The sequence below is a fragment of the Paraburkholderia hiiakae genome (genome assembly GCF_904848665.1).
GTDB classification, from domain to species: Bacteria; Pseudomonadota; Gammaproteobacteria; order Burkholderiales; family Burkholderiaceae; genus Paraburkholderia; species Paraburkholderia hiiakae.
Genome location: NZ_CAJHCQ010000019.1, coordinates 24,075 through 42,167 on the forward strand (window position 1 = coordinate 24,075; position 18,093 = coordinate 42,167).

An 18,093-nucleotide genomic window follows, 5' to 3' on the forward strand; every position below is an offset into this window, starting at 1 on the left:
GTTCGCTTCCTCCTTGTTTGCGATACGGCTACGTGTGCATTGCGGGGTGCGAAGCCGTGCTCCAGAATGACCCATCATCCACTTTCGAGTATAGGAGGCGGCGATGACGCTCCCAGACCGCGATTTCGTGGCCGTCGCGCAGGCACGTTTCGATGCGCTCGCAAACTATCAGGTCACCCTGAAATCGACATCGGCGGGCGAGCAAACCGTCGAGGTGCTTTATGGCTACCGCAAGCCGGGTTTTGTTCGGATGGACTTCATCCGGCCGCATGCTGGCGCGACACTCACCTTCAACCCCGAATCGGGGAAGGTCAAGCTTTGGCCATTCGGTATCGACACGTTTCCGAGACTCACGCTGAGCCCCGACAATCACATGATCCAGAGCCCGCAGGGTCATCGCGTCGACGAGTCCGATATCGGCGCACTGCTCGTCAATGTCCGTGAGCTTCAACAGCATGGCGACACGCAGGTCACCGGCGCTGCGACGATCGGCGCGCGCGAGGCGGCGCATGTGATCGTGACGTGCCGGTCTGGACACCCGGCGACCGGCGTGTTCCGTTATGAGTTGTGGTTCGATTTGAGCCATGGTCTGCCCATCAAGGTCGTGAGCGAGGGCGAGTCGCGCAAACCGATCGAAACGGTGCTGATGGAGAACCTGCGCATCGACGTGCCCGCTTCGCAACTCAGGCCGTTTGGCTAGACGCGCGAGCGATGGATGGCGTCGGGCATGTCACTTAATCCTCAGTTTAATCGACGCGTAAACATGACATCCTAGAATGCCCCAATCGCTTAGGATGCCAAATAACCAGCCAGCCCAGGCGTGCACGACGATTAAGCTATCGTCGGAAAACATACGTCTCCTCCCGAATCGTTGCTAACGCAGTTAAAGGCGAATCCGTCGACGGAATCGACCGCGAGCACCCCGCTCGCGGAATCATCTCCGTTACCCGGATCGAAGGGACATGGCATGTTCAGAAACCTTATTGAAGTCGCGAGACAGGTGCGGCGCAGCGAAGACTTCAAGAATGCGCTCAATACGCCACGCCGCCTTTGCCTCCATGCCAGACAACGCCTCAATCGCGGCCACTTCGTCATAGAGATCCGCGCAACTTCGGGCTTCTTTTCCGTGATGCAGATCGTCTTGTGCATCCTCCTGTACTGCGACGAAAAGCGTCTGACGCCCGTCATTTCGGCCCGTGGGGGCAGTTATGGCGACCCGCAAGGCAAAATCGACTGGCTAGCCGAATGCTTTGAAGACCTCGCACCGTCCGCCGTGCCGGAAACGGAGCGGTCCGGTTTGCGAACGTCGGTCGTGCGCGATCTCGGCGATCTTGGTTTTCGCCGTTACGAAGCCGGCCTCGGGCTAGCGCGCGCGAGTGCGCTGTTCCTGTCGAACTATCGGCCAAGCGCATCGATCCGTGAGGAAGTCGAGCGCATCAGCGAGCGGCTCGATATCGGCGCTTCGACACTGGGCGTCCACTTTCGCGGCACGGATAAAAAGTTCGAGGCCCATCCGATCGACTGGAGCACGTTTTGCCAGAGGGTCGAGCGAACACTCGCGGACGACCCGCATCTCACCAACATCTTCGTCTCCAGCGACGAGCAGGCTTTTCTTGACTTCTTCCTGAAGTGGGGCTTCGCCGTGCCCGTGAACGTCGCGCCTGCCACGCTGCTCGCGAGCGGCGAGACGCCGGTGCACTTCAGCGGACATCCCGGACTCGCCATCGGCCGCGAAGCCCTGGTCGCGAGCCTGCTACTCGCAAATTGCGGGCGTTTGATCAAGACGCCCTCCTATCTCTCGGCGTGGTCCAAGATCTTCAATCCGTCGCTGCAGGTGCGACTCGTCGTGCCTCCGCGCGAAAACGCATTCTGGTTTCCCGATAGCCAGATCTGGACCGAGCAGCACAAGCGCGACAACGACCTCGTCAATCCGGAAACCGAAATCGGGGCTTTCGACTCGCCTTTCACGGGCACCGGGACGACGGCAAACGCCGGAACCCTACCCCGATCCTTCGACCTTTGAAGGCGCATCATGCAAGCGAGGAGCGCCGGGCCGCAGGGCTTCGTCGCGCGTAGCGAGACTGGCGGCACACCGCTTGCTTACGCCACGTGAACCACGACATCGCGTCGACGCAATCCAGCGCATTCAAATCAGGGGATGACGAACATGTCCAGCGAAAAGAAGCGCGGCAAACAAGCGAGAGAGGCAAAGCCGAAAGTTTCGAAAGGCGCAGGGTCGTCAAAGGCGTTGCCCAAACCGGGCGAGCGCGCGGCCATCCTGACCGACCAGCGGCGCCTGAAAATGGCGCGCTCGCCTCACGCCTACGTGCGTGGCAATACGACCCGGTTCTACGAATGGATCGTCGAGACGAACGGTGACTCGCTGCCGCGAGGCCCGGCGATCTGGATTTGCGGCGATTGCCATACCGGCAACCTCGGCCCCATCGCGAATCAGGAAGGCAAGGTCGAAGTCCATATCCGCGATCTCGATCAGACCGTGATCGGCAATCCCGCGCACGACCTCATCCGCCTCGGCCTCTCACTGGCGACCGCGGCACGCGGCTCTGCGCTTTCCGGTCTCACTATCGTGCACATGCTGGAGGCGCTCGCAGCGGGCTACGAATCGGCGTTCGGGACAAAGCGCGCGAAGGCGAAATTGTCCGGGCGCCCCGAGCCCGTGCATCTCGCGATGAAAGCGGCCGTACGCCGCTCGTGGCAGCACCTGGCCGAAGAACGCATCGAGGATCTCGAGCCCACGATTCCGCTTGGCAAGCGTTTCTGGCCGCTCACGCGCGCCGAGCGCCGGGAAATCGACACGCTCTTTCGCAACGAAGCCATCGCGAGTCTGCCCACGGGCCTGCGCGGGCGCAACGATGCGGGCAAGGTCGAGGTGATCGACGCAGCGTACTGGGTCAAGGGCTGCAGTTCGCTCGGCAGGCTACGCTACGCGGTGCTGCTCGATGTGGACGGCGGTGTGATCGAGGGCGACGATCTGTGCCTCATGGACATCAAGGAAGGCGTGAAAGCCGCAGCGCCGCGTTACGAAGACGCCTCGATGCCGCGCGACAACGCCGAGCGAGTGGTGGAAGGCGCGCGCCATCTCTCGCCCTTTCTCGGCGAGCGCATGCGGGCGTCCCGCATGCTCGATCGCGCCGTGGTGATTCGCGAGTTGCTGCCCCAGGATCTCAAGCTCGAGATCGATGCACTCGACGAGGGCGAGGCGCGCAAGGTCGCGTTCTATCTCGCGGCAGTGGTAGGCCAAGCGCACGCGCGCCAGATGGATGCGCCGACACGGCGCAGTTGGCTCGCCGAACTCCGGCGCGGCCGCTCGAAAACGATCGACGCGCCGCTGTGGCTCTGGACGAGCATCGTGCAACTGGCGAGCAGCCACGAGGCCGGCTATCTCGAGCATTGCCGTCGCTATGCCACCGGGGTGAATTGAGGCAGCGGCGAGCCCCGCAAACATCGAAGCGCAGGCTCACGCCGCGCTATTCGCGATCTTCGCCTTCAGCGCCTCGATGACCGCCCGCACCTTGCCCGACGGATAGCTCGTCGGCGCAAACACGGCCTGCACGTTCGAAGGCACGCCCGACCATTCGGGCAGCAAGCGCACGAGAGCGCCGGACGCAACATCGGCCCGGGTCGAGAAATCGGTCAGCGCTGCAAAGCCGCCACCCGCGAGGACCGCAGCGCGTGCCGAGGTGGCCGTGTTCACGCTCAACGCGTTCACGCAGCGCACGCGGCGCACGGCTTTGTCGTGGCTCACGCGGCCCGCCGCGAGCCGCCCGGCGTCGCGCGTCAACTCGAGCGTCGACGGATGGCGCAGCACCGTCATCGCGATATGCGGCAAGGACGCCAGTGCTTTCAGCGATCTCGGCATGCCGTACCGCGCGACGAACGCGGGGCTCGCGACCAGCCACCGCACATAGCTGCCGAGTTTCACCGAGCGGTAGTTCGAGTCGGGGAGATTGCCCAGCCGCACAGCCAGATCGATGCCCTCGCCGATCAGATCGACGTAGTGATCGGCACAGACCAGTTCGATTTCGAGCTCGGGATACACGCCGCGCAGATCGACGAGCGCGGGCGCAACGATCTGTGCGCCGTAATCGACAGGCGCGCTCACCCGCAGCGTACCGCGCGCGGGCGAAGCCTCGCCCGACGCTGCCGAAAGCGCCTCTTCCGTCATCTGCAGGATGCGGCAGCTGGCGTCGTAAAACGCGCGGCCCGCGTCGGTCACGGACAGACGCCGAGTGGTGCGCGCGATCAGGCTCGCGCCGATCTCGCGTTCGAGCCGCTGCATATGCGCGCTGACCATCGTCTTGGCAATGCCAAGCCGCTCGGCCGCCGCTGTCAGCGACCCCGCCTCGACCACGGCGACGAACACCGCTAGCCGGTTCAGATTGACGTCGCGCACATCGGTCATCGGCGATTGTCCACTTTCGGTAGAAAATGATTGCAAGCTTAGCAGTCTTCTCGCGCGTGCAGGCATTGCTTAATCTGAGCGCTCCCTGCCGCTGCTTCCCGCAGCGCTTTCGATATGGAGAATGCCGATGCCCGCTGCCCGTCCCGCCACGCCGATCCGCCTTTACACCACGCTGCTTTCCGGTCACGGGCACCGCGTGCGGCTGTTCCTGTCCATGCTGGACCTGCCGTTCGAGATCGTGCCGGTGGATCTTGCCGCAGGCGAACACCGCCAGGACGCGTATCTGACGCTCAATCCATTCGGCCAGGTGCCGACCATCGTCGATGGCGACACGGTGCTGTTCGATTCGAACGCGATTCTCGTCTATCTGGCGAAGCGTTACGGCGATCCGTCGTGGTTGCCGGACGATGCGCCTGGCGCGGCAGCCGTGCAACGCTGGCTTTCGCTCGCCGCCGGCCCGATTGCGTTCGGCCCGTGCGCCGCACGTCTCGTCCACGTATTCAAGCGCGATCTCGATCTGGCACGCGCACAGGAAATCGCGAGGACGCTGCTGCCGCTGCTCGATGCCGAACTCGCGCACAAGCCATTCGCGGCAGGCAATCACGTGACGATCGCCGATATCGCCGCGCATACTTACATCGCGCATGCCCCTGAAGGCGGCGTGTCGCTGGAACCGTACCCGCATCTGCGCGCGTGGCTCGAGCGCGTCGCCGCGTTGCCGGGCTTCGTGCCGATGCCGTCGACGAAAGCGGGCCTGCTCGCCGCCTGAGCGGCACGCGCGTCGTCAACCTGAGGCTGTGATGAACGCTCTCTTCGAACCGACCCCATACCACGCGAGCGGCCCATTTCACGATGGCGAACGTGAGGCTCAATTGCGGGCGGGCGTCGCCGACTTCGCGCTCACAAGCGGCTCGCGCGGTATCCGCGACCACATGCCGGACCAGCATCGCGCGTTCTTCGCGATGCTGCCGTTCATGGTGTTCGGCGGCGTCGATGCAAGCGGACAGCCGTGGGCAACGCTGCGTGCGAACACGGCAGGCTTCGTATCGACGCCGGACAGTCGCACGCTGCGCATCGACGGCGGCGCGTTGCCGGGTGATCCGCTCGAAGGAAGCTGGGTGCCGGGCGCCCGCATTGGCGGGCTCGGCATCCAGCCGCACACACGGCGGCGCAACCGCGTGAACGGCGTGATCGAAGCGGTCAACGGCGACGTGATCACGCTCGCGGTCAAGCAAAGCTTCGGCAACTGTCCGAAGTACATCAACGGACGTGAGCCGACGTTCGCGGGCAATGTGCTGGCGAACGCTTCGGTCGAACATGCCGATTCACTCTCGGAGGAAGACCGCGCTCTGATTGCCCGCGCCGATGCATTTTTTATCGCCAGCGCCAATCTCGATGACGCAGCCGCAGCGGGGCGCGGTGTGGATGTCTCGCATCGCGGCGGCGTGCCCGGCTTCGTGCGGATAGACAACGAGCGCACGCTGACCGCGCCCGACTTCACCGGCAACAATTTTTTCAACACGATCGGCAACCTGCTGCGCGAACCGCGCGCGGGGCTGTTGTTCGTCGATTTTGCGCGCGGCGACCTGCTCTATCTCGCGGTGCGCGCCGAGGTGATCTGGGACGGCCCGGAAATCGCACAATTCCCGATGGCGCAGCGGCTTGTTCGGTTTCATGTGCACGAGGCGCGGCGCGTGCGGGGCGCGTTGCCGCTGCGCTGGTCGGCCGTCGAGTATGCGCCGCAGTTCGAGCAGGCTTTGACTGAATACTTGCCCGCCGCTACGCCGAAAAAAACCGACGCGCCCTCATGGCGCACGCTGCGCGTGGCGGACGTGCGCGACGAATCCCCAACGATCCGCTCGTTCTCTTTCGAACCCGTGGACAATCAGCCACTCGCGCCGTTCGAAGCTGGGCAGTACCTCCCGCTGCGCATCGCCATGCCTGGATCGGACAAGCCGCCCATGCGCACGTATACGCTCTCCGCGGCGCACGATGCCGCACAACCGGCGCGCTACCGGATCAGCGTGAAGCGCGACGGCGCGGTGTCGCGCTGGCTGCACAAACACGCACGTATCGGCTCGCTGATCGACACGCTGGCGCCACGCGGGTCGTTCAAGCTCGACGCACGCAGTCCGCGCGCGATCGTGCTGGCGGCGGCAGGCATCGGCATCACGCCGATGCTGGCAATGCTCGACGCGGCGCTCGCGCTCGAACCGCAGCGCCGTATTCACGTATTTCATGGTACCCGCGGTGAACACGAGAAACCGTTCGCCGCCGTGCTGCGCGAGATCGAACGCGCGCATCCGAACGTGTCGGTGCATCTGTACGATAGCGCCGCGCAGCACGATTCGCCTGCTGGCGACAGGCTCGCGGGCCGCGTCAACATCGATGCGTTGCGCCGCTTCCTGCCGTTCGACGACTACGACTTCTATCTGTGTGGCCCCGAAGCGTTCATGCGCGATCTGTACGACGGGTTGCGCGCGCTGAATATCGCAGACGAGCGCATTCGGTTCGAGGCGTTCGGACCATCGAGTTTGAAGCGCACGTCTGGCCAAGCTCCCGTTGCGACAGAAGCGACAGAAGTCAGACCGGTGACCTTTGCACGCACAGGGAAAACAGTGAGCTGGCAGCCGCAGCAGGGCTCGCTGCTCGATACCGCCGAGCGCTGCGGCACGAACGCGGCGTCCAACTGCCGCTCCGGCATGTGCGGGACCTGCGCCGCGCGCGTGCTGGAAGGACACGTGGAATACGACGAACCACCGGAATTCGACGTCGAGCAAGGCTACGCGCTGATCTGCGTCGGGCATCCGGCGGCGGGTGGTGTGACGCTGGATCTCTAGCCGCCATTCTTGCAGCACGCGCAAGCAGCGCCGAAGTGACTTGCTCGCAGGCGCGTCCAGCGTCAGGTAGGCGCGCGCAGAAACCGCACGACTTCGTCGTTGAATCTCTCCGGAAACTCGATGTTAGAGAGATGCACCGCCGGAAGCACCAGTAATCTCGCGCCTGGAATCGCCTGCGCCATCTGGACGCTATAGCTCGCCGCCGTCACCGTATCGTGCTCGCCGGCAATCACAAGCGTCGGCCGCACGATGCGCACAAGCAACCCCCTCATATCCGCTTCCTGCACGGCACCCCACGAACCGGCAAGGCCATGCCGATTTGTCGTGACCAACATGGCGCGGAACTTATCCACCAACGGATCCGTTGCCTCGAGCATTTGCTTCGGGAACCAGTTTCGCAGGAAGGTCTCGGCAGTGGCCATCATGTCATCGGCCTGCAAGACTGCCGCAATCGGCGCATCCCACCTGGTCGCCGGCCCGAGCCATGGTGCGGTATTGCTCAGCACCAGCCTGTCGATCCGGTCCGGCGCATGCACGCCCAGCCATTGGCCGACAATTCCACCCAGTGAGAGTCCAAGAAAATGCGCGCGTTCCAGGTCGAGCGCGTTCATCAGTTCGAGCACGTCATGCCCCAGACGCGCAAGCGGATACGGCCCCGCAGGAACGCTAGACGCTCCGTGCCCGCGCGCATCGTAGCGCAGCACGCGATAGTGCCGCGTCAATGCGGAAATCTGGCCGTCCCACATGCGCAGCGTAGTGCCGATTGAGTTCGACAGCACAATCGTGGGTTTGTCGTCGCCGCCGTCGAGCCGATACGCAATGCGCGCATCATCCGTCGTCGTGAGGAAGGAAAAGCTGTCCATGACATCTCCTGCAGAGTCGCGCTGGCGGTCGCGGCGCCCTTCGCCGAATACCTTGTGCAACGCCAGTTGGCAGGCCGAGTATGGGCTGTTCCAGTTTCAACTAAAATTACAAAGATAGGACATGGATTGTCATAAAAGTTGACATGGTAGATTTCACGCTTCACGACGTGCAATGCCTCGACGCCGTCATCCGTACTGGGAGCTTCCAGGCCGCTGCGAGCGCACTCCATCGATCCCATCCCGCGGTATTTGCGGCGGTGGCACGACTGGAAAGCCAAACGGGGCTCGTCCTGCTCGATCGCAGCGGCTATCGCGTGAAACTGAGCGCCATGGGCCGTTCGTTTTATGAGCGCATGCAGCCACTCCTGAGCGAAGCGCAAGGCTTGCGTCAGCACGCAGCACAACTGGCCGGCGGCGATGAAAGCGACCTGAACGTGGTCCTTGGCGATCTGTGCCCGCGCCCGATTATGCTGAACCTGCTCGCGCGCTTTTTCGTCACGTGTGCGCACACGCGGCTGAATCTGCATTTCGAATCAGTCGGTGGACCGGTTGAGCGACTGAAGGCCGGCGAAGCCGATCTGATCGTGCATCGTGTAGACACGACTGACCTGTCACTCGAGTGGATTGTGCTCGGCAAGGTCCGCCTGGTTCCTGTGGCAGCGCCTCGCCTGCTGCGAGCCCCGCTACCTGGGACACCGCGTGAGCAGCACTTGCGCGACTACGCGCAATGCGTGATGCGCGATTCCGCTCGCAAGCCGGGTGACTCGAACTATCTGGTAGTCGAGGGGGCCAGGCAGATCACTGTGCCCGACCAGAGCATGAAAAAGGATGTGATCATGCAGGCCCTTGCGTGGGGGCATCTGCCGGACTTCCTGATCGAAGCGGAGTTGCGTAGCGGCGCCTTGAAATCCCTTGCGAGCCGTTGGCTCCCCGGCCATACGGAGACGCTGGTTGCAGCCCGGCGCCGAAACGCGTCCCACGGCCCAGTGGCTCAGCGATTGTGGGCCTGTCTACAGGCAAACGCGCCGATGATCTAGCCGATGCCAAAGCGTGACCGTTCGGCGTTCAGTCGAGCTATATCGCCCAACGCCGATTTTTGCCATACGCAGTTCTTTAAAATAAAACAATAAAGAAAGATAACTATAGAATCGAGTGCTTTAAATTTATTAAATATTGCAATCAATTTAAAGACCAGAGGATATATCCATCATATGATGGAGGCGTAAAACAGAACGCATAGATACAATCCCGCAATGTAGTGGACTTTCGAAAAAATCGTGTACGGTACACATTAAATTGCTTTTAAATGTATTGGGCATTGATTTTTCGATAAATCAAGTGGAATTTTCCTGGGGCGACTGTCGAATTCGACGGCACGATTGGCACTGTGGCGAACCAGTGTCGAGGTTGGGTCGAAATGGAGAAGCTGCTCGCGCGCCTGTGTTTCGTCCCCGCGCATGGGGCGACGCTGCAGACCACGTTGATTCAATCGCTCGCCGATGCGGGCATCGTTGCGATCACACATCAAATGGCCGACGCGTGCGCGGCGCCACTCCTGATCGTGTGCGACACCGTCACGGCTCAGGTTTACGACACGGTAGCCGAAGCGGCGGCACGGACTGACTCTCGCATCGTCGTCATCCTGTTGAACGCGCCAGACCTGGCTCCCGAAGTACCATGGCGTTTAGTGCGCGCCGGAGCCGACGATGTGCTGGCCGCGGATCACGCTGCGTGGCTTGCGGCACGCCTGCACGCCCAGATTCTCCGATGGAACGCCGTCGACGAACTCGTCGCATCCGGACCCGTCGTCGCGTATGCGCCGGGCACGTCGCCCGCGTGGCGCAAAACGCTTAGGCGTACCGTCGAAGTTGCGCGATTCTCAGCGGGTTGTGTGCTTTTGGGTGGTGAAAGCGGAACGGGCAAGCAGGTGCTCGCCGAACTGATCCATGCGCTGGATTCGCGAGAACGCAAAGCCAATCTGGTGACGGTGGATTGCACCACGCTTCTGCCCGAACTGGCCGGAAGCGAACTCTTTGGCCATGAAAAGGGCGCGTTCACCGGCGCAATCGCCTCGCGTGACGGCGCATTTGCACTCGCCGACGGTGGCACGCTGTTCCTCGACGAAATCGGCGAATTGCCTGTCACGTTGCAAGCCCATTTGCTCCGGGTTCTCCAGGAGAAGGAATTCAAACGTGTCGGCGGCAACGCTTTTTCGAGTACCGAATTCCGCCTCATTTCAGCCACCAACCGCGACCTGGCCGACGAGGTGAGAAAGGGACGCTTCCGGCTCGACCTGTTTCACCGCATCGTGTCCTTCAACGTCAGACTGCCGCCGCTGCGCGAGCGGCAAGACGACGTATTGCTGCTTTTCAATCGGTTCCTGCGTGAGTTGATGCCGGACGAACCGTCCCCCGAAGTCGATCGCACAGTTAGCCTGTATTTGCGCCAGCGCGCCTGGCCCGGCAACGTGCGGGAGCTCAAGCAGCTCGCCACGCAGATGGCGACCCATCACGTCGGTGTCGGCCCGCTGACCATTGGCGACATCCCCGAAGACGAGCGATGCAGTTTCGATATGCGCCGGCTAGACTGGCGCGACGAAAAGTTCGAGCAGGCAATCATGCGCGCGGTCGAATTGGGTGCAGGGCTAAAATCGATCGGACAGGAAGCGGAGACCACGGCAATTCGCCTGGCGCTTGGCCTTGCCAACGGCAATCTGCATCGTGCCGCGCAAAATCTGCGAGTCACCGACCGTGCGCTACAGATGCGTCGTGCCGGCGAACGGCAGTTACCCGATAGCAGACATCTCGCCTGAAAGGCCGCGAGTGCGCGCGCGGGCGCGGCATGCGGCGCAACGCCCGCTCGATTTCAGCCGCCGCGAAATCGATCTCGTCCAACTCGTGAGATGCGGTCACGATGAATGACAACTGTGGCACAGCGCTGCCGTACGGTCTGCGCAGCACGGCTTCGATGCCGCGCGCCGCGAGTGCCTTGAAGAGATCGACAGCACGCAAGCCGCCCAGATCCAGCGTCTGTACCGGGAATAGTCCACCGAACGTCTCGATCCCGACAGCATGGAGCCGCTCGCGCAAGCACAGCAGATTGCGCAGCAATCGCGCACGAAGCTTTTCGCCGGACAAGCGGTTCAGCGCCATGGCCGCCAGTCCCGCGCACAAATGCGCGTTCGAGGGCGGACTGCAATGGACGCGTGTCAACGCCTGTCCGCGCAGGTCGTCGATGACGGACTGCGCGCCGGAAATCGCGGCGACAGGTACGCCAAACGCCTTCGCGCACGACGTAACGGTAATGACGTCGGGCACGTCGAGTCCGAGCCACCGCAGCGAGCCGCCACCACCGCAGCCGTAGGGTTGCGCCCTTGACGGCCCGTGGCCGAGGATGCCGAGGGCCTGCGTGTCGTCGGCAACGAGCACGCCGCCCCAGGCACGCACCACGTTCAGCAGCTCGGCGTAGGGCGCGACGCAGCCACCGTCGGGCCAGACTCCGTCGATGAATACGGCTGGCCGGCACCTGCGTCGCGAGGCGTGCCGCTCCAGCAACTTGCGCAGGCTAGCGGGATCGTTGTGCGGAAATCGGAGCACTGGCACGCCCCGCGCGAGCGCCCGTTCGAGCCCCCACCAGGTGATGGTGTACGCGCCTGCGTCGGCCAGCATCAACGTATCGGGTTTCGCGAGCCAGCCGACGAGATCCAAAATCGCATGCAGCGTCGAGGTCATGGCAATACAGCCCTCACGTCCCTGCAGCGCCGCGAGTTCATGCTCGAACCGTGGGGCCGCATGCGCGACCCGCAACGCGGCCGGGACACCCTCGGTCAAGGTGTCCCAGCGCGGCAGCGTGCCGCTTGCGTGCCTCATGCCCAGATAAAGCGCCGAGGTGAAGTCGATCATGACATTGCGCGCTCACCTTACCGCAGCAAGCTGCTTCTGGAGCCGGGAACTCAGCAGGAGCGACGGCGGCGTCGCATCGACCGGGCGGTCCGGCGCGATCAGGTCGACGCCGGTGGCTGCGCGATACGCATGCGCGTAGGCCTGAATCTCCGGTCTCCAGTACCGCAGCCAGCCTTTTGCGCGCATGGGATCGTTGGTGTCGCTCCACGCGCCATAACGGATCGAGAGCACGATCTGCTCGCCATACCGTGCGAGATCGCGGAAATGAATGACGCTGACATCCGTCCAGCCCTGCAGCCGCTTCATCGCATCGACGCGATCCATCCACGGTTCCGGGTAGGCGATCATCGTGCGCGTGGGCAGATACTCGCGAAATTCCGGGCGCGCGAGCAGCCATTGCTCCATCAGCATCTCCATGCGCGCCATTGTCGGCATGTCGCCGATCTGGTTGCTGCCGCCTTCAGACAGAATCATATGCACCTGACGCAACGCGTTGAGCGCCGGGAAGGCGTCGGCCACGACTGTCGTTTGATCGTCCTGCTGGAAGAACTGATGTGCGATACGGAGCAACGTATGGAACGCCTCCAGAAACCGTGAGCGGCTATCCGCCGGGCGCAGGTTGGGAACCGCCTTGCCGGTGAGGGACATGCCATATTCGTGGTCGTACTCATAAGCGCGCCGCGGCAAAGTGAGCCAGTGTTGCTCGTCGTTGATCAGACTCCAGATCAGGTTGTTCAGCGGGCGCAGCGGATCGATTTCGAGGTTGGCCAGCGGATCGTTACCCAGCGGCGATCTGACGTTCTGGAAGCGGCGCTTGATCACGTTGATGGTCTGCGTGAGCATCGCTTCCTCGTACCAGTAGCACCAGATGAGCTCGATGAAACATGGCTCGAGCAATTTATTGCGTAGGAGCCCAAAGCAGTGCTGTCCCCACGCCCGATCTTGCTCGCCGTCGATCTCCGCGCCTAGCGTCGCCTTGAATCCTTCGTCGGGGAACTTCTTCGCGATCAGCGCGAGGTAAGGAAGCGTCAGTTCGTCGGTCCCGTTGATCTTGACGAGGTACCGTTGCCATAATTTTTCCAGATTCACCTTGCCGTCTGTGCATGAGTTCTCGAGCAGATGTTTGAGATCGTGCTCATCGAACGAACGATTGGCGAGCGGAACACCGCAGCTCACCACCAGAAAGGCTTCCGTGGCGACCTTGAGCAAACGGTACGCGTCGGTGTCGTTGAATGGCAGCGAGCGGCGTCTTTGCAGACTCGTATAACGCGCGCGCATTTTTTTTTCGTCATGGCCGATACGTTCGCTCGCCGGCTCGTCGCACAACACTAGCGAAATGAAATCCGAATAGCGCTGGAAGTCGAGCGCTTCCGTGCTCTTGCGAATCGTCACCCACAAGGCCAGATCGTCGGTTGCCGTGTCGAGCGCGCGCTCCATCGTGACCGCAAGCGCCGAGCCCGACGCTACGCCACGCGGCCCAACGACCGCGATCTCCTTGCCGAGGAGTTCGTCGGGATGCCCGCCCACGCCGGGCTTGAGCTTGCCCTCGACCTCCAGGGTATGGTTTCCCAGCGTCAAGCCCGTCGTGTCCCACATCAGCTCTCGCGCATCGGGGTCGATCTTCTCGCCGTCGAGCGGCTTGCCGTCCATCTTCCACTCATAGGTATAGATCGGCGGGTACGGGGGCTGGCCAGTGGGCGGCACGGCCTCCAACATCACCCGCATGCCCTCGTGAATATCCTTGGTGTGGATATTGAGCGTGCAATCTCTGACTGTCATGATGCTCTCCAGTAAATGAAGGGGACTTGCTCGCTCCGCGATGCGTCGCATCGCTCCGATATCAAGCCAGCGCAGCTAACCGCCTCGTCCCGCCTTTCGCATTGGCGCAAAACAGCGACATATCCAGCGTGCCGCGCAACGCCCAGTGCGTGAGCAGCGCCCCAACCAGTTCTCTTTCCTGCGCCGGATCGATCTGCTGGTCCGAACGGGCCTGCGAGATCGCCGCGAGCGCAATGCATGGCGTCAGCGCGAACAACGCTCGCCGGGAACTCGCAAGCGCCGGCCACAACTGCCGCAAGCGCCAAGGGGCAATTCGATCGACCTCCAGCACTTCCTTGAGCGAACGTCCTTTGAGCCTGCGCGGCCGGTGGTTCGCGATTAGCGTGACGAGGCTCGGCATCGTGCTTTCGAGCAGGTCGAACAACCCGCCGTGGCCGCTCATCGCTGCGGGCTTCGGATACAAGGTCATCCACACGCGCTCCAGTTCCTGCCACTGCGGATCGGGGAACAACGCAGCGCCTATCGCGCAACTGAGCCTCACACGCAGCCACGGAACGGGATGAGGATCGTCGTTCGACAAACGAAACACGAACACGCGAGGCAACGTGACGATGCTGATGAGCCCGAGCGTCGAGCCGATTCCCACTCGTGCAATCGCCCAGAAGTCAGCGAGAATCTCGTTGAGCCAGCGGTCCCACAGTTGCCATGCGAGCGCTTCCGGCCGCTGCTGATTCGCGAGCGATCCCAACGTTTCGTGCAAGGAAGTCGCGAGGTCCAGCAGCGCCGCCGCCTGGTGCCCAACCTCGTGGAAGAGCGAAGAGGCGATGCCGGTCCCCACCATGCGCTCGCGCGGCATGCGGATCACTGCCACCGGGCTGTGGCCGCCCCCGGGCAAACGGGTGCGCGCACGGCGAATCGCTCCTCCCCCGCCGCGTTCGAGGTAGCAGATGATGGGCGGCGGCTCGTAGATGCCGGGCAGGCGAATCGCGTCCTGCGCCGCCATGTCCATGCCGGAGAGCCACACGCCCACCCGATGCTCGCTGCGCTGGCTGATGGCGTGCGCGAAGATGTCGAGATGCGTGAGCACGACGTTGAAGCGCAGGCGCAGGAACGTGAAGCGCCGCTGCGCCACCGCCGGCTCGACCCTGCGCGCGTGCGCGCTCGACGACCAGCGGATGAACTCGCCAACGGCCTCGCGCAGCCGGCTGCGTCCGTCGACGAGATAAGCCTCGATCGCCGACTGCGCAGCCGGCATGAGTCCCGCTGCGGGAACCATGGTGTCGGTCAGCGCGAACGGCTGCACCAGTTCGAGCCGGCTCATGAGCGCGAGCGCCTCGGTGTGCAGGAAGCCAACAGCGTCGCTAGCCATGATTCAACCCCTCAGACACCAATGATGTAGATATGCGGACCCCGGCGGATCCATTGACCTCGCTGGCCGGCAAACGCGGCTTGAGGCACGGCCGCCGCGACGCCTGCCATCTGCGGGTAAAACAGCGCCTGCGGCGGCTGCACGACTGCCGCTTGCGACGGCGGTCTCGCAGCAAAGACGGGGGCGGCCGGTGCCGCAGCGGCCGGCGGCCGAGGCGCCGGGAAGCGCGGAGCCGAAACAGGGGGCGCCGGGAAATGCACTGGCATGGCATGTGGCGCCGCGACGCCGGGCACCGCCGCGCGTGCGACGGGCACATTCGCAGCCACGCGATGCGCCAGCGGCACGTTCGGAACTGGCGCGTGCGGAGCGGGAATGCGCGCTGTTGGCGCTTTCGGCATTAGCGCGTGCGGGTGCCGATGGTGACGCAGCGCTGCATTCTGCGCAGTCGCCTCCATCTCCCCCCAGCCGCCGTCACCACCGTCGGGGTACATTCCGTCCGGTATGGCGTCGATATCGTCGTAAGGCGGCGCGATATCCATCGGAGGCGCAACGGCAACCGGTGGTGCGACTGGATAGCGCCGGCGATAGCCACCGTACCTGCTGCGCCGCGTGCGCATGGCATTCATCATGGCCATTCGAACCGCCTGGTTCGGTGGCATCCTGCGATGCGAACTCTTCAGATAACGGCCGGCCTGCGAGGCGAAGTTGACGAAGCCTTCCGCCTGCATATAGGCCTTGTCTTCGCCGGAGAAACCTTCCGTCTCGGCCTCGAGTGATTTGCTCAACGCGCCGCCAAGCGCACCGCCGAGCGCACCGCCTACCGGGCCACCGAAGAACGTGCCGGCGGCCGTCGCGGCAATGGGCAACACCGTTTTGCCTACCGTGCGCAGCGCCCCCCCAAGCGTCTTCAGGACGCCCGGCGCCACCGAGCCGATCCCTTTGCCGATCTTGCTGATCAGGTTGCCGAGGAAATATTCGTATTCCTCTTCATTCGACACGCCCAGCGCCTCCATGGTCAGTTCCATCTCCTCCTCTTCAGAGAGCACGCCTTCGCCTTCGGCTTCCGCTTCCGCCTGCGTGCGACGCGGCTCGGGATGATCGCCCGCGAACTCATATTCGCCGAACCCGAACGATTCACCTTCGGCTTCGTATTCGCCGAACTCCTGTTCGCCCGGTTGCGCGGCGAACTCCACTACCGTCCTGTCCAGGTCATGCATGTCAGCTCCTTCAAGGTTGACGCCCACGATGTGGGCAGGAAGCCACGCGGCCAGGGCCTGTTCACATCAATAACGGACCCCGGCGTTCAGTACGACGATCGTATTGCCGCGACGGACCCAGCGGTGCCGATGTCCGTGGCCAAGCGACTGCCCGCAATGTGGACAGTTCGATTGCGCGAAGCCGCCCGCGAGGCCTGGCGCGAAGCGCTGGGCCGCCCGCATCAGGGCGCCATGCGCGATCGACCGGTCGTCCGCGGTTCCGAAAGCGTTCGCGGCCTCCTGCCCGGCGCTGCCAGCGAAACGAACGAGGCGCCGCGCAAGTTCGAATTCGCGGTCCTCGTTGCTGAGTCCTTCGAGTTCGAGACCGAAGGCCTGCCCCACAGCCGGCAAAAGCGTCGCGCCGATCTGTGCGCCCTCCGGACCGCCGAGCCTGCCGCCAATGGCGCTGCCAATGATTGGCAGCGCCTGCTTCGCGATCGGTTTGATTGAAGAGACCAGCGCCTTGCCGGTATCGGAGCTCAGGAAGCCGCCAATACTTTTCGCGGCGCTGCTAACGACGTCGCCGAGGAACTGCTCGAGCTCCGCTTCGTTGGCGACTTCGAGCGCTTCGGACGCCAGTTCCATTTCGTTTAGTTCTGCGAATGGAGCCGTGGCCTCGCTGGCTTCTGCTTCGCCGTACTGGCCGCCGGGTTGATTCGTGTAGCCGTAGAGAGTGTTCATGAGTGCCGCTCCTTGCAGTTTCCGGGGTGGAGTCGCACCCGGAAGTGCAAGGGCTGTGCCAGTCAGATGACGCTCACGTGCAAGCCTCTATGGACAAGGATCGGCGCGAAGCACAGCACAAGGCTATGGCAGGCGCGCGCGCAACCGGCACGAAGCAGGCTTCGCATCGCAGGGATATTGGGGACCAACAGGCGAAGGTCTCTTCTTCATCCGGTTAGAGACCAGCCCGGCTATGACAGGCGCGATCGCTAAATGCCGTTGTCCGCGCCAATGAGACCCGAGGCTTGCAGATCCTCCAGGTCGGGGAGCGTCGAGGAAAACGCAGTGAATTGCATTGCTTGCTGCGCGAGCGCGGCCAGTCGCGGGAACGATTCGCTGTTGACGGTTCGCGGGATCACCACCGAGGCACTTTGAAACGCCACGACTGCCATGATGTCGGCCTGCGAGATGCGGGACCCGATCAACCACGGGTCCGCGTGCGCGGCTTCGAGCACGCGCAAGCCGCTCTCCATCTGTTCCCGATAGCCGGCCTGCAGGTGCGCCAGCCGGTGTGCCTCGGGACGCAGCATCAGCTCGTCGCAATAGCGGGCCAGCTTGTCGTAGCAGGCGCAGGCGTAGCCGACGAGTTGCATCGCGCGCACGCGCTCCGGGCCGCTCGCGGGCATCAATCGCTGGTCGGCCGGCACGATGCTGTCCAGATAGTCGACGATCGCGTGGCTATCGACGAGCACCTGGCCGTCGTCGAGTTGCAGCGCAGGCACCCGCGCCATCGGACTGAACACTCTCACGCGTTCCGGTTCCCGATACGCGTGATAAGGCAGATGTTCGAAAGGGAGCGTCAGCAGTCGCAGCGTGATCCCCACCCGGCGCGTGTAGCCGGATAACCATGGGCCCACCAGCTTCATCGGCAATCTCCTGCGGTGCTCGTTGGACAGCGCGGAACACCGAGTTTAGCGGCTTTGCGCGCCAGGCGCCGTTGC

The 18,093-nt window shown here is 63.4% G+C and carries 15 protein-coding genes; 7 read left to right on the forward strand and 8 right to left on the reverse strand.

Annotated features, from left to right (window positions below; translation table 11 throughout):
- Positions 1-103 precede the first annotated feature (103 nt).
- The 3 genes from JMY28_RS29030 (at position 104) to JMY28_RS29040 (ending at position 3,442) form a co-directional block, all read left to right on the forward strand.
- Complete coding sequence (locus JMY28_RS29030) at positions 104-700, forward strand: LolA-like protein (RefSeq protein ID WP_201699359.1); 597 nt, start codon at positions 104-106, stop codon at positions 698-700.
- A gap of 267 nt (positions 701-967) precedes the next feature.
- Entirely contained in the window at positions 968-2,023 is a 1,056-nt protein-coding gene (locus JMY28_RS29035; protein WP_236597095.1) for an O-fucosyltransferase family protein, read from the forward strand.
- A 144-nt stretch (positions 2,024-2,167) separates the two neighbouring features.
- Positions 2,168-3,442, forward strand: coding sequence for a DUF2252 family protein (locus JMY28_RS29040; protein WP_201699360.1), 1,275 nt, complete (start codon positions 2,168-2,170; stop codon positions 3,440-3,442).
- 36 nt (positions 3,443-3,478) lie between these two features.
- Here JMY28_RS29040 and JMY28_RS29045 read toward each other — a convergent pair whose 3' ends face one another.
- Positions 3,479-4,423 (reverse strand): LysR family transcriptional regulator, encoded by a 945-nt coding sequence (locus JMY28_RS29045; protein WP_201699361.1) that lies wholly within the window; start codon positions 4,421-4,423, stop codon positions 3,479-3,481.
- Positions 4,424-4,550: 127 nt separating this feature from the next.
- Between JMY28_RS29045 and JMY28_RS29050 the strand changes: the two genes are divergently transcribed.
- Both JMY28_RS29050 and JMY28_RS29055 read left to right on the forward strand, forming a co-directional pair.
- Positions 4,551-5,192, forward strand: coding sequence for a glutathione S-transferase family protein (locus JMY28_RS29050; protein ID WP_201699362.1), 642 nt, complete (start codon positions 4,551-4,553; stop codon positions 5,190-5,192).
- 31 nt (positions 5,193-5,223) lie between these two features.
- Entirely contained in the window at positions 5,224-7,263 is a 2,040-nt protein-coding gene (locus JMY28_RS29055; RefSeq protein ID WP_201699363.1) for a 2Fe-2S iron-sulfur cluster-binding protein, read from the forward strand.
- A gap of 62 nt (positions 7,264-7,325) precedes the next feature.
- Here the strand turns inward: JMY28_RS29055 and JMY28_RS29060 are convergent, their stop codons facing one another.
- Entirely contained in the window at positions 7,326-8,126 is an 801-nt protein-coding gene (locus JMY28_RS29060) for an alpha/beta fold hydrolase (protein ID WP_201699364.1), read from the reverse strand.
- Between the two features lie 143 nt (positions 8,127-8,269).
- On the opposite strand from JMY28_RS29060, the gene JMY28_RS29065 reads away from it, so the two are divergent.
- The gene (locus JMY28_RS29065) at positions 8,270-9,163 is read left to right on the forward strand and encodes a LysR family transcriptional regulator (protein WP_201699365.1); all 894 of its coding nucleotides are present in this window, start codon (positions 8,270-8,272) and stop codon (positions 9,161-9,163) included.
- A 380-nt stretch (positions 9,164-9,543) separates the two neighbouring features.
- Positions 9,544-10,938: a sigma 54-interacting transcriptional regulator gene (locus JMY28_RS29070; protein ID WP_201699366.1), complete on the forward strand. Its 1,395-nt coding sequence runs from the start codon at positions 9,544-9,546 to the stop codon at positions 10,936-10,938.
- Here JMY28_RS29070 and JMY28_RS29075 read toward each other — a convergent pair.
- The 6 genes from JMY28_RS29075 to JMY28_RS29100 all read right to left on the reverse strand — a co-directional run bounded on the left by JMY28_RS29075 (position 10,868) and on the right by JMY28_RS29100 (position 18,018).
- Positions 10,868-12,028 carry an aminotransferase class I/II-fold pyridoxal phosphate-dependent enzyme gene (locus tag JMY28_RS29075; RefSeq protein ID WP_201699367.1) on the reverse strand — a complete coding sequence of 387 codons (1,161 nt, stop codon included), beginning with the start codon at positions 12,026-12,028 and terminating at the stop codon, positions 10,868-10,870. The genes JMY28_RS29070 and JMY28_RS29075 overlap by 71 nt on opposite strands.
- Before the next feature lie 12 nt (positions 12,029-12,040).
- Positions 12,041-13,807, reverse strand: a complete 1,767-nt coding sequence (locus tag JMY28_RS29080; protein ID WP_201699368.1) for an 8-amino-7-oxononanoate synthase — start codon at positions 13,805-13,807, stop codon at positions 12,041-12,043.
- Between the two features lie 61 nt (positions 13,808-13,868).
- A complete protein-coding gene (locus JMY28_RS29085; RefSeq protein ID WP_201699369.1) occupies positions 13,869-15,176 on the reverse strand; it encodes a hypothetical protein in 1,308 nt (435 codons plus the stop codon).
- A gap of 11 nt (positions 15,177-15,187) precedes the next feature.
- Positions 15,188-16,393, reverse strand: coding sequence for a hypothetical protein (locus tag JMY28_RS29090; RefSeq protein ID WP_201699370.1), 1,206 nt, complete (start codon positions 16,391-16,393; stop codon positions 15,188-15,190).
- Between the two features lie 66 nt (positions 16,394-16,459).
- Positions 16,460-17,113, reverse strand: a complete 654-nt coding sequence (locus JMY28_RS29095; protein WP_201699371.1) for a hypothetical protein — start codon at positions 17,111-17,113, stop codon at positions 16,460-16,462.
- Between the two features lie 248 nt (positions 17,114-17,361).
- Complete coding sequence (locus JMY28_RS29100; protein ID WP_201699372.1) at positions 17,362-18,018, reverse strand: glutathione S-transferase family protein; 657 nt, start codon at positions 18,016-18,018, stop codon at positions 17,362-17,364.
- Positions 18,019-18,093: the final 75 nt, after the last annotated feature.

Bases quoted from the DNA above. Each gene is read 5' to 3' on its own strand.
- JMY28_RS29030 (WP_201699359.1), top strand. From the start codon at position 104: ATGACGCTCCCAGACCGCGATTTCGTGGCCGTCGCGCAGGCACGTTTC.
- JMY28_RS29035 (WP_236597095.1), top strand. From the start codon at position 968: ATGTTCAGAAACCTTATTGAAGTCGCGAGACAGGTGCGGCGCAGCGAA.
- JMY28_RS29085 (WP_201699369.1), bottom strand. From the start codon at position 15,176: ATGGCTAGCGACGCTGTTGGCTTCCTGCACACCGAGGCGCTCGCGCTC.
- JMY28_RS29040 (WP_201699360.1), top strand. From the start codon at position 2,168: ATGTCCAGCGAAAAGAAGCGCGGCAAACAAGCGAGAGAGGCAAAGCCG.
- JMY28_RS29065 (WP_201699365.1), top strand. From the start codon at position 8,270: ATGGTAGATTTCACGCTTCACGACGTGCAATGCCTCGACGCCGTCATC.
- JMY28_RS29075 (WP_201699367.1), bottom strand. From the start codon at position 12,028: ATGATCGACTTCACCTCGGCGCTTTATCTGGGCATGAGGCACGCAAGC.
- JMY28_RS29100 (WP_201699372.1), bottom strand. From the start codon at position 18,018: ATGAAGCTGGTGGGCCCATGGTTATCCGGCTACACGCGCCGGGTGGGG.
- JMY28_RS29045 (WP_201699361.1), bottom strand. From the start codon at position 4,423: ATGACCGATGTGCGCGACGTCAATCTGAACCGGCTAGCGGTGTTCGTC.
- JMY28_RS29070 (WP_201699366.1), top strand. From the start codon at position 9,544: ATGGAGAAGCTGCTCGCGCGCCTGTGTTTCGTCCCCGCGCATGGGGCG.
- JMY28_RS29095 (WP_201699371.1), bottom strand. From the start codon at position 17,113: ATGAACACTCTCTACGGCTACACGAATCAACCCGGCGGCCAGTACGGC.
- JMY28_RS29080 (WP_201699368.1), bottom strand. From the start codon at position 13,807: ATGACAGTCAGAGATTGCACGCTCAATATCCACACCAAGGATATTCAC.
- JMY28_RS29050 (WP_201699362.1), top strand. From the start codon at position 4,551: ATGCCCGCTGCCCGTCCCGCCACGCCGATCCGCCTTTACACCACGCTG.
- JMY28_RS29090 (WP_201699370.1), bottom strand. From the start codon at position 16,393: ATGCATGACCTGGACAGGACGGTAGTGGAGTTCGCCGCGCAACCGGGC.
- JMY28_RS29055 (WP_201699363.1), top strand. From the start codon at position 5,224: ATGAACGCTCTCTTCGAACCGACCCCATACCACGCGAGCGGCCCATTT.
- JMY28_RS29060 (WP_201699364.1), bottom strand. From the start codon at position 8,126: ATGGACAGCTTTTCCTTCCTCACGACGACGGATGATGCGCGCATTGCG.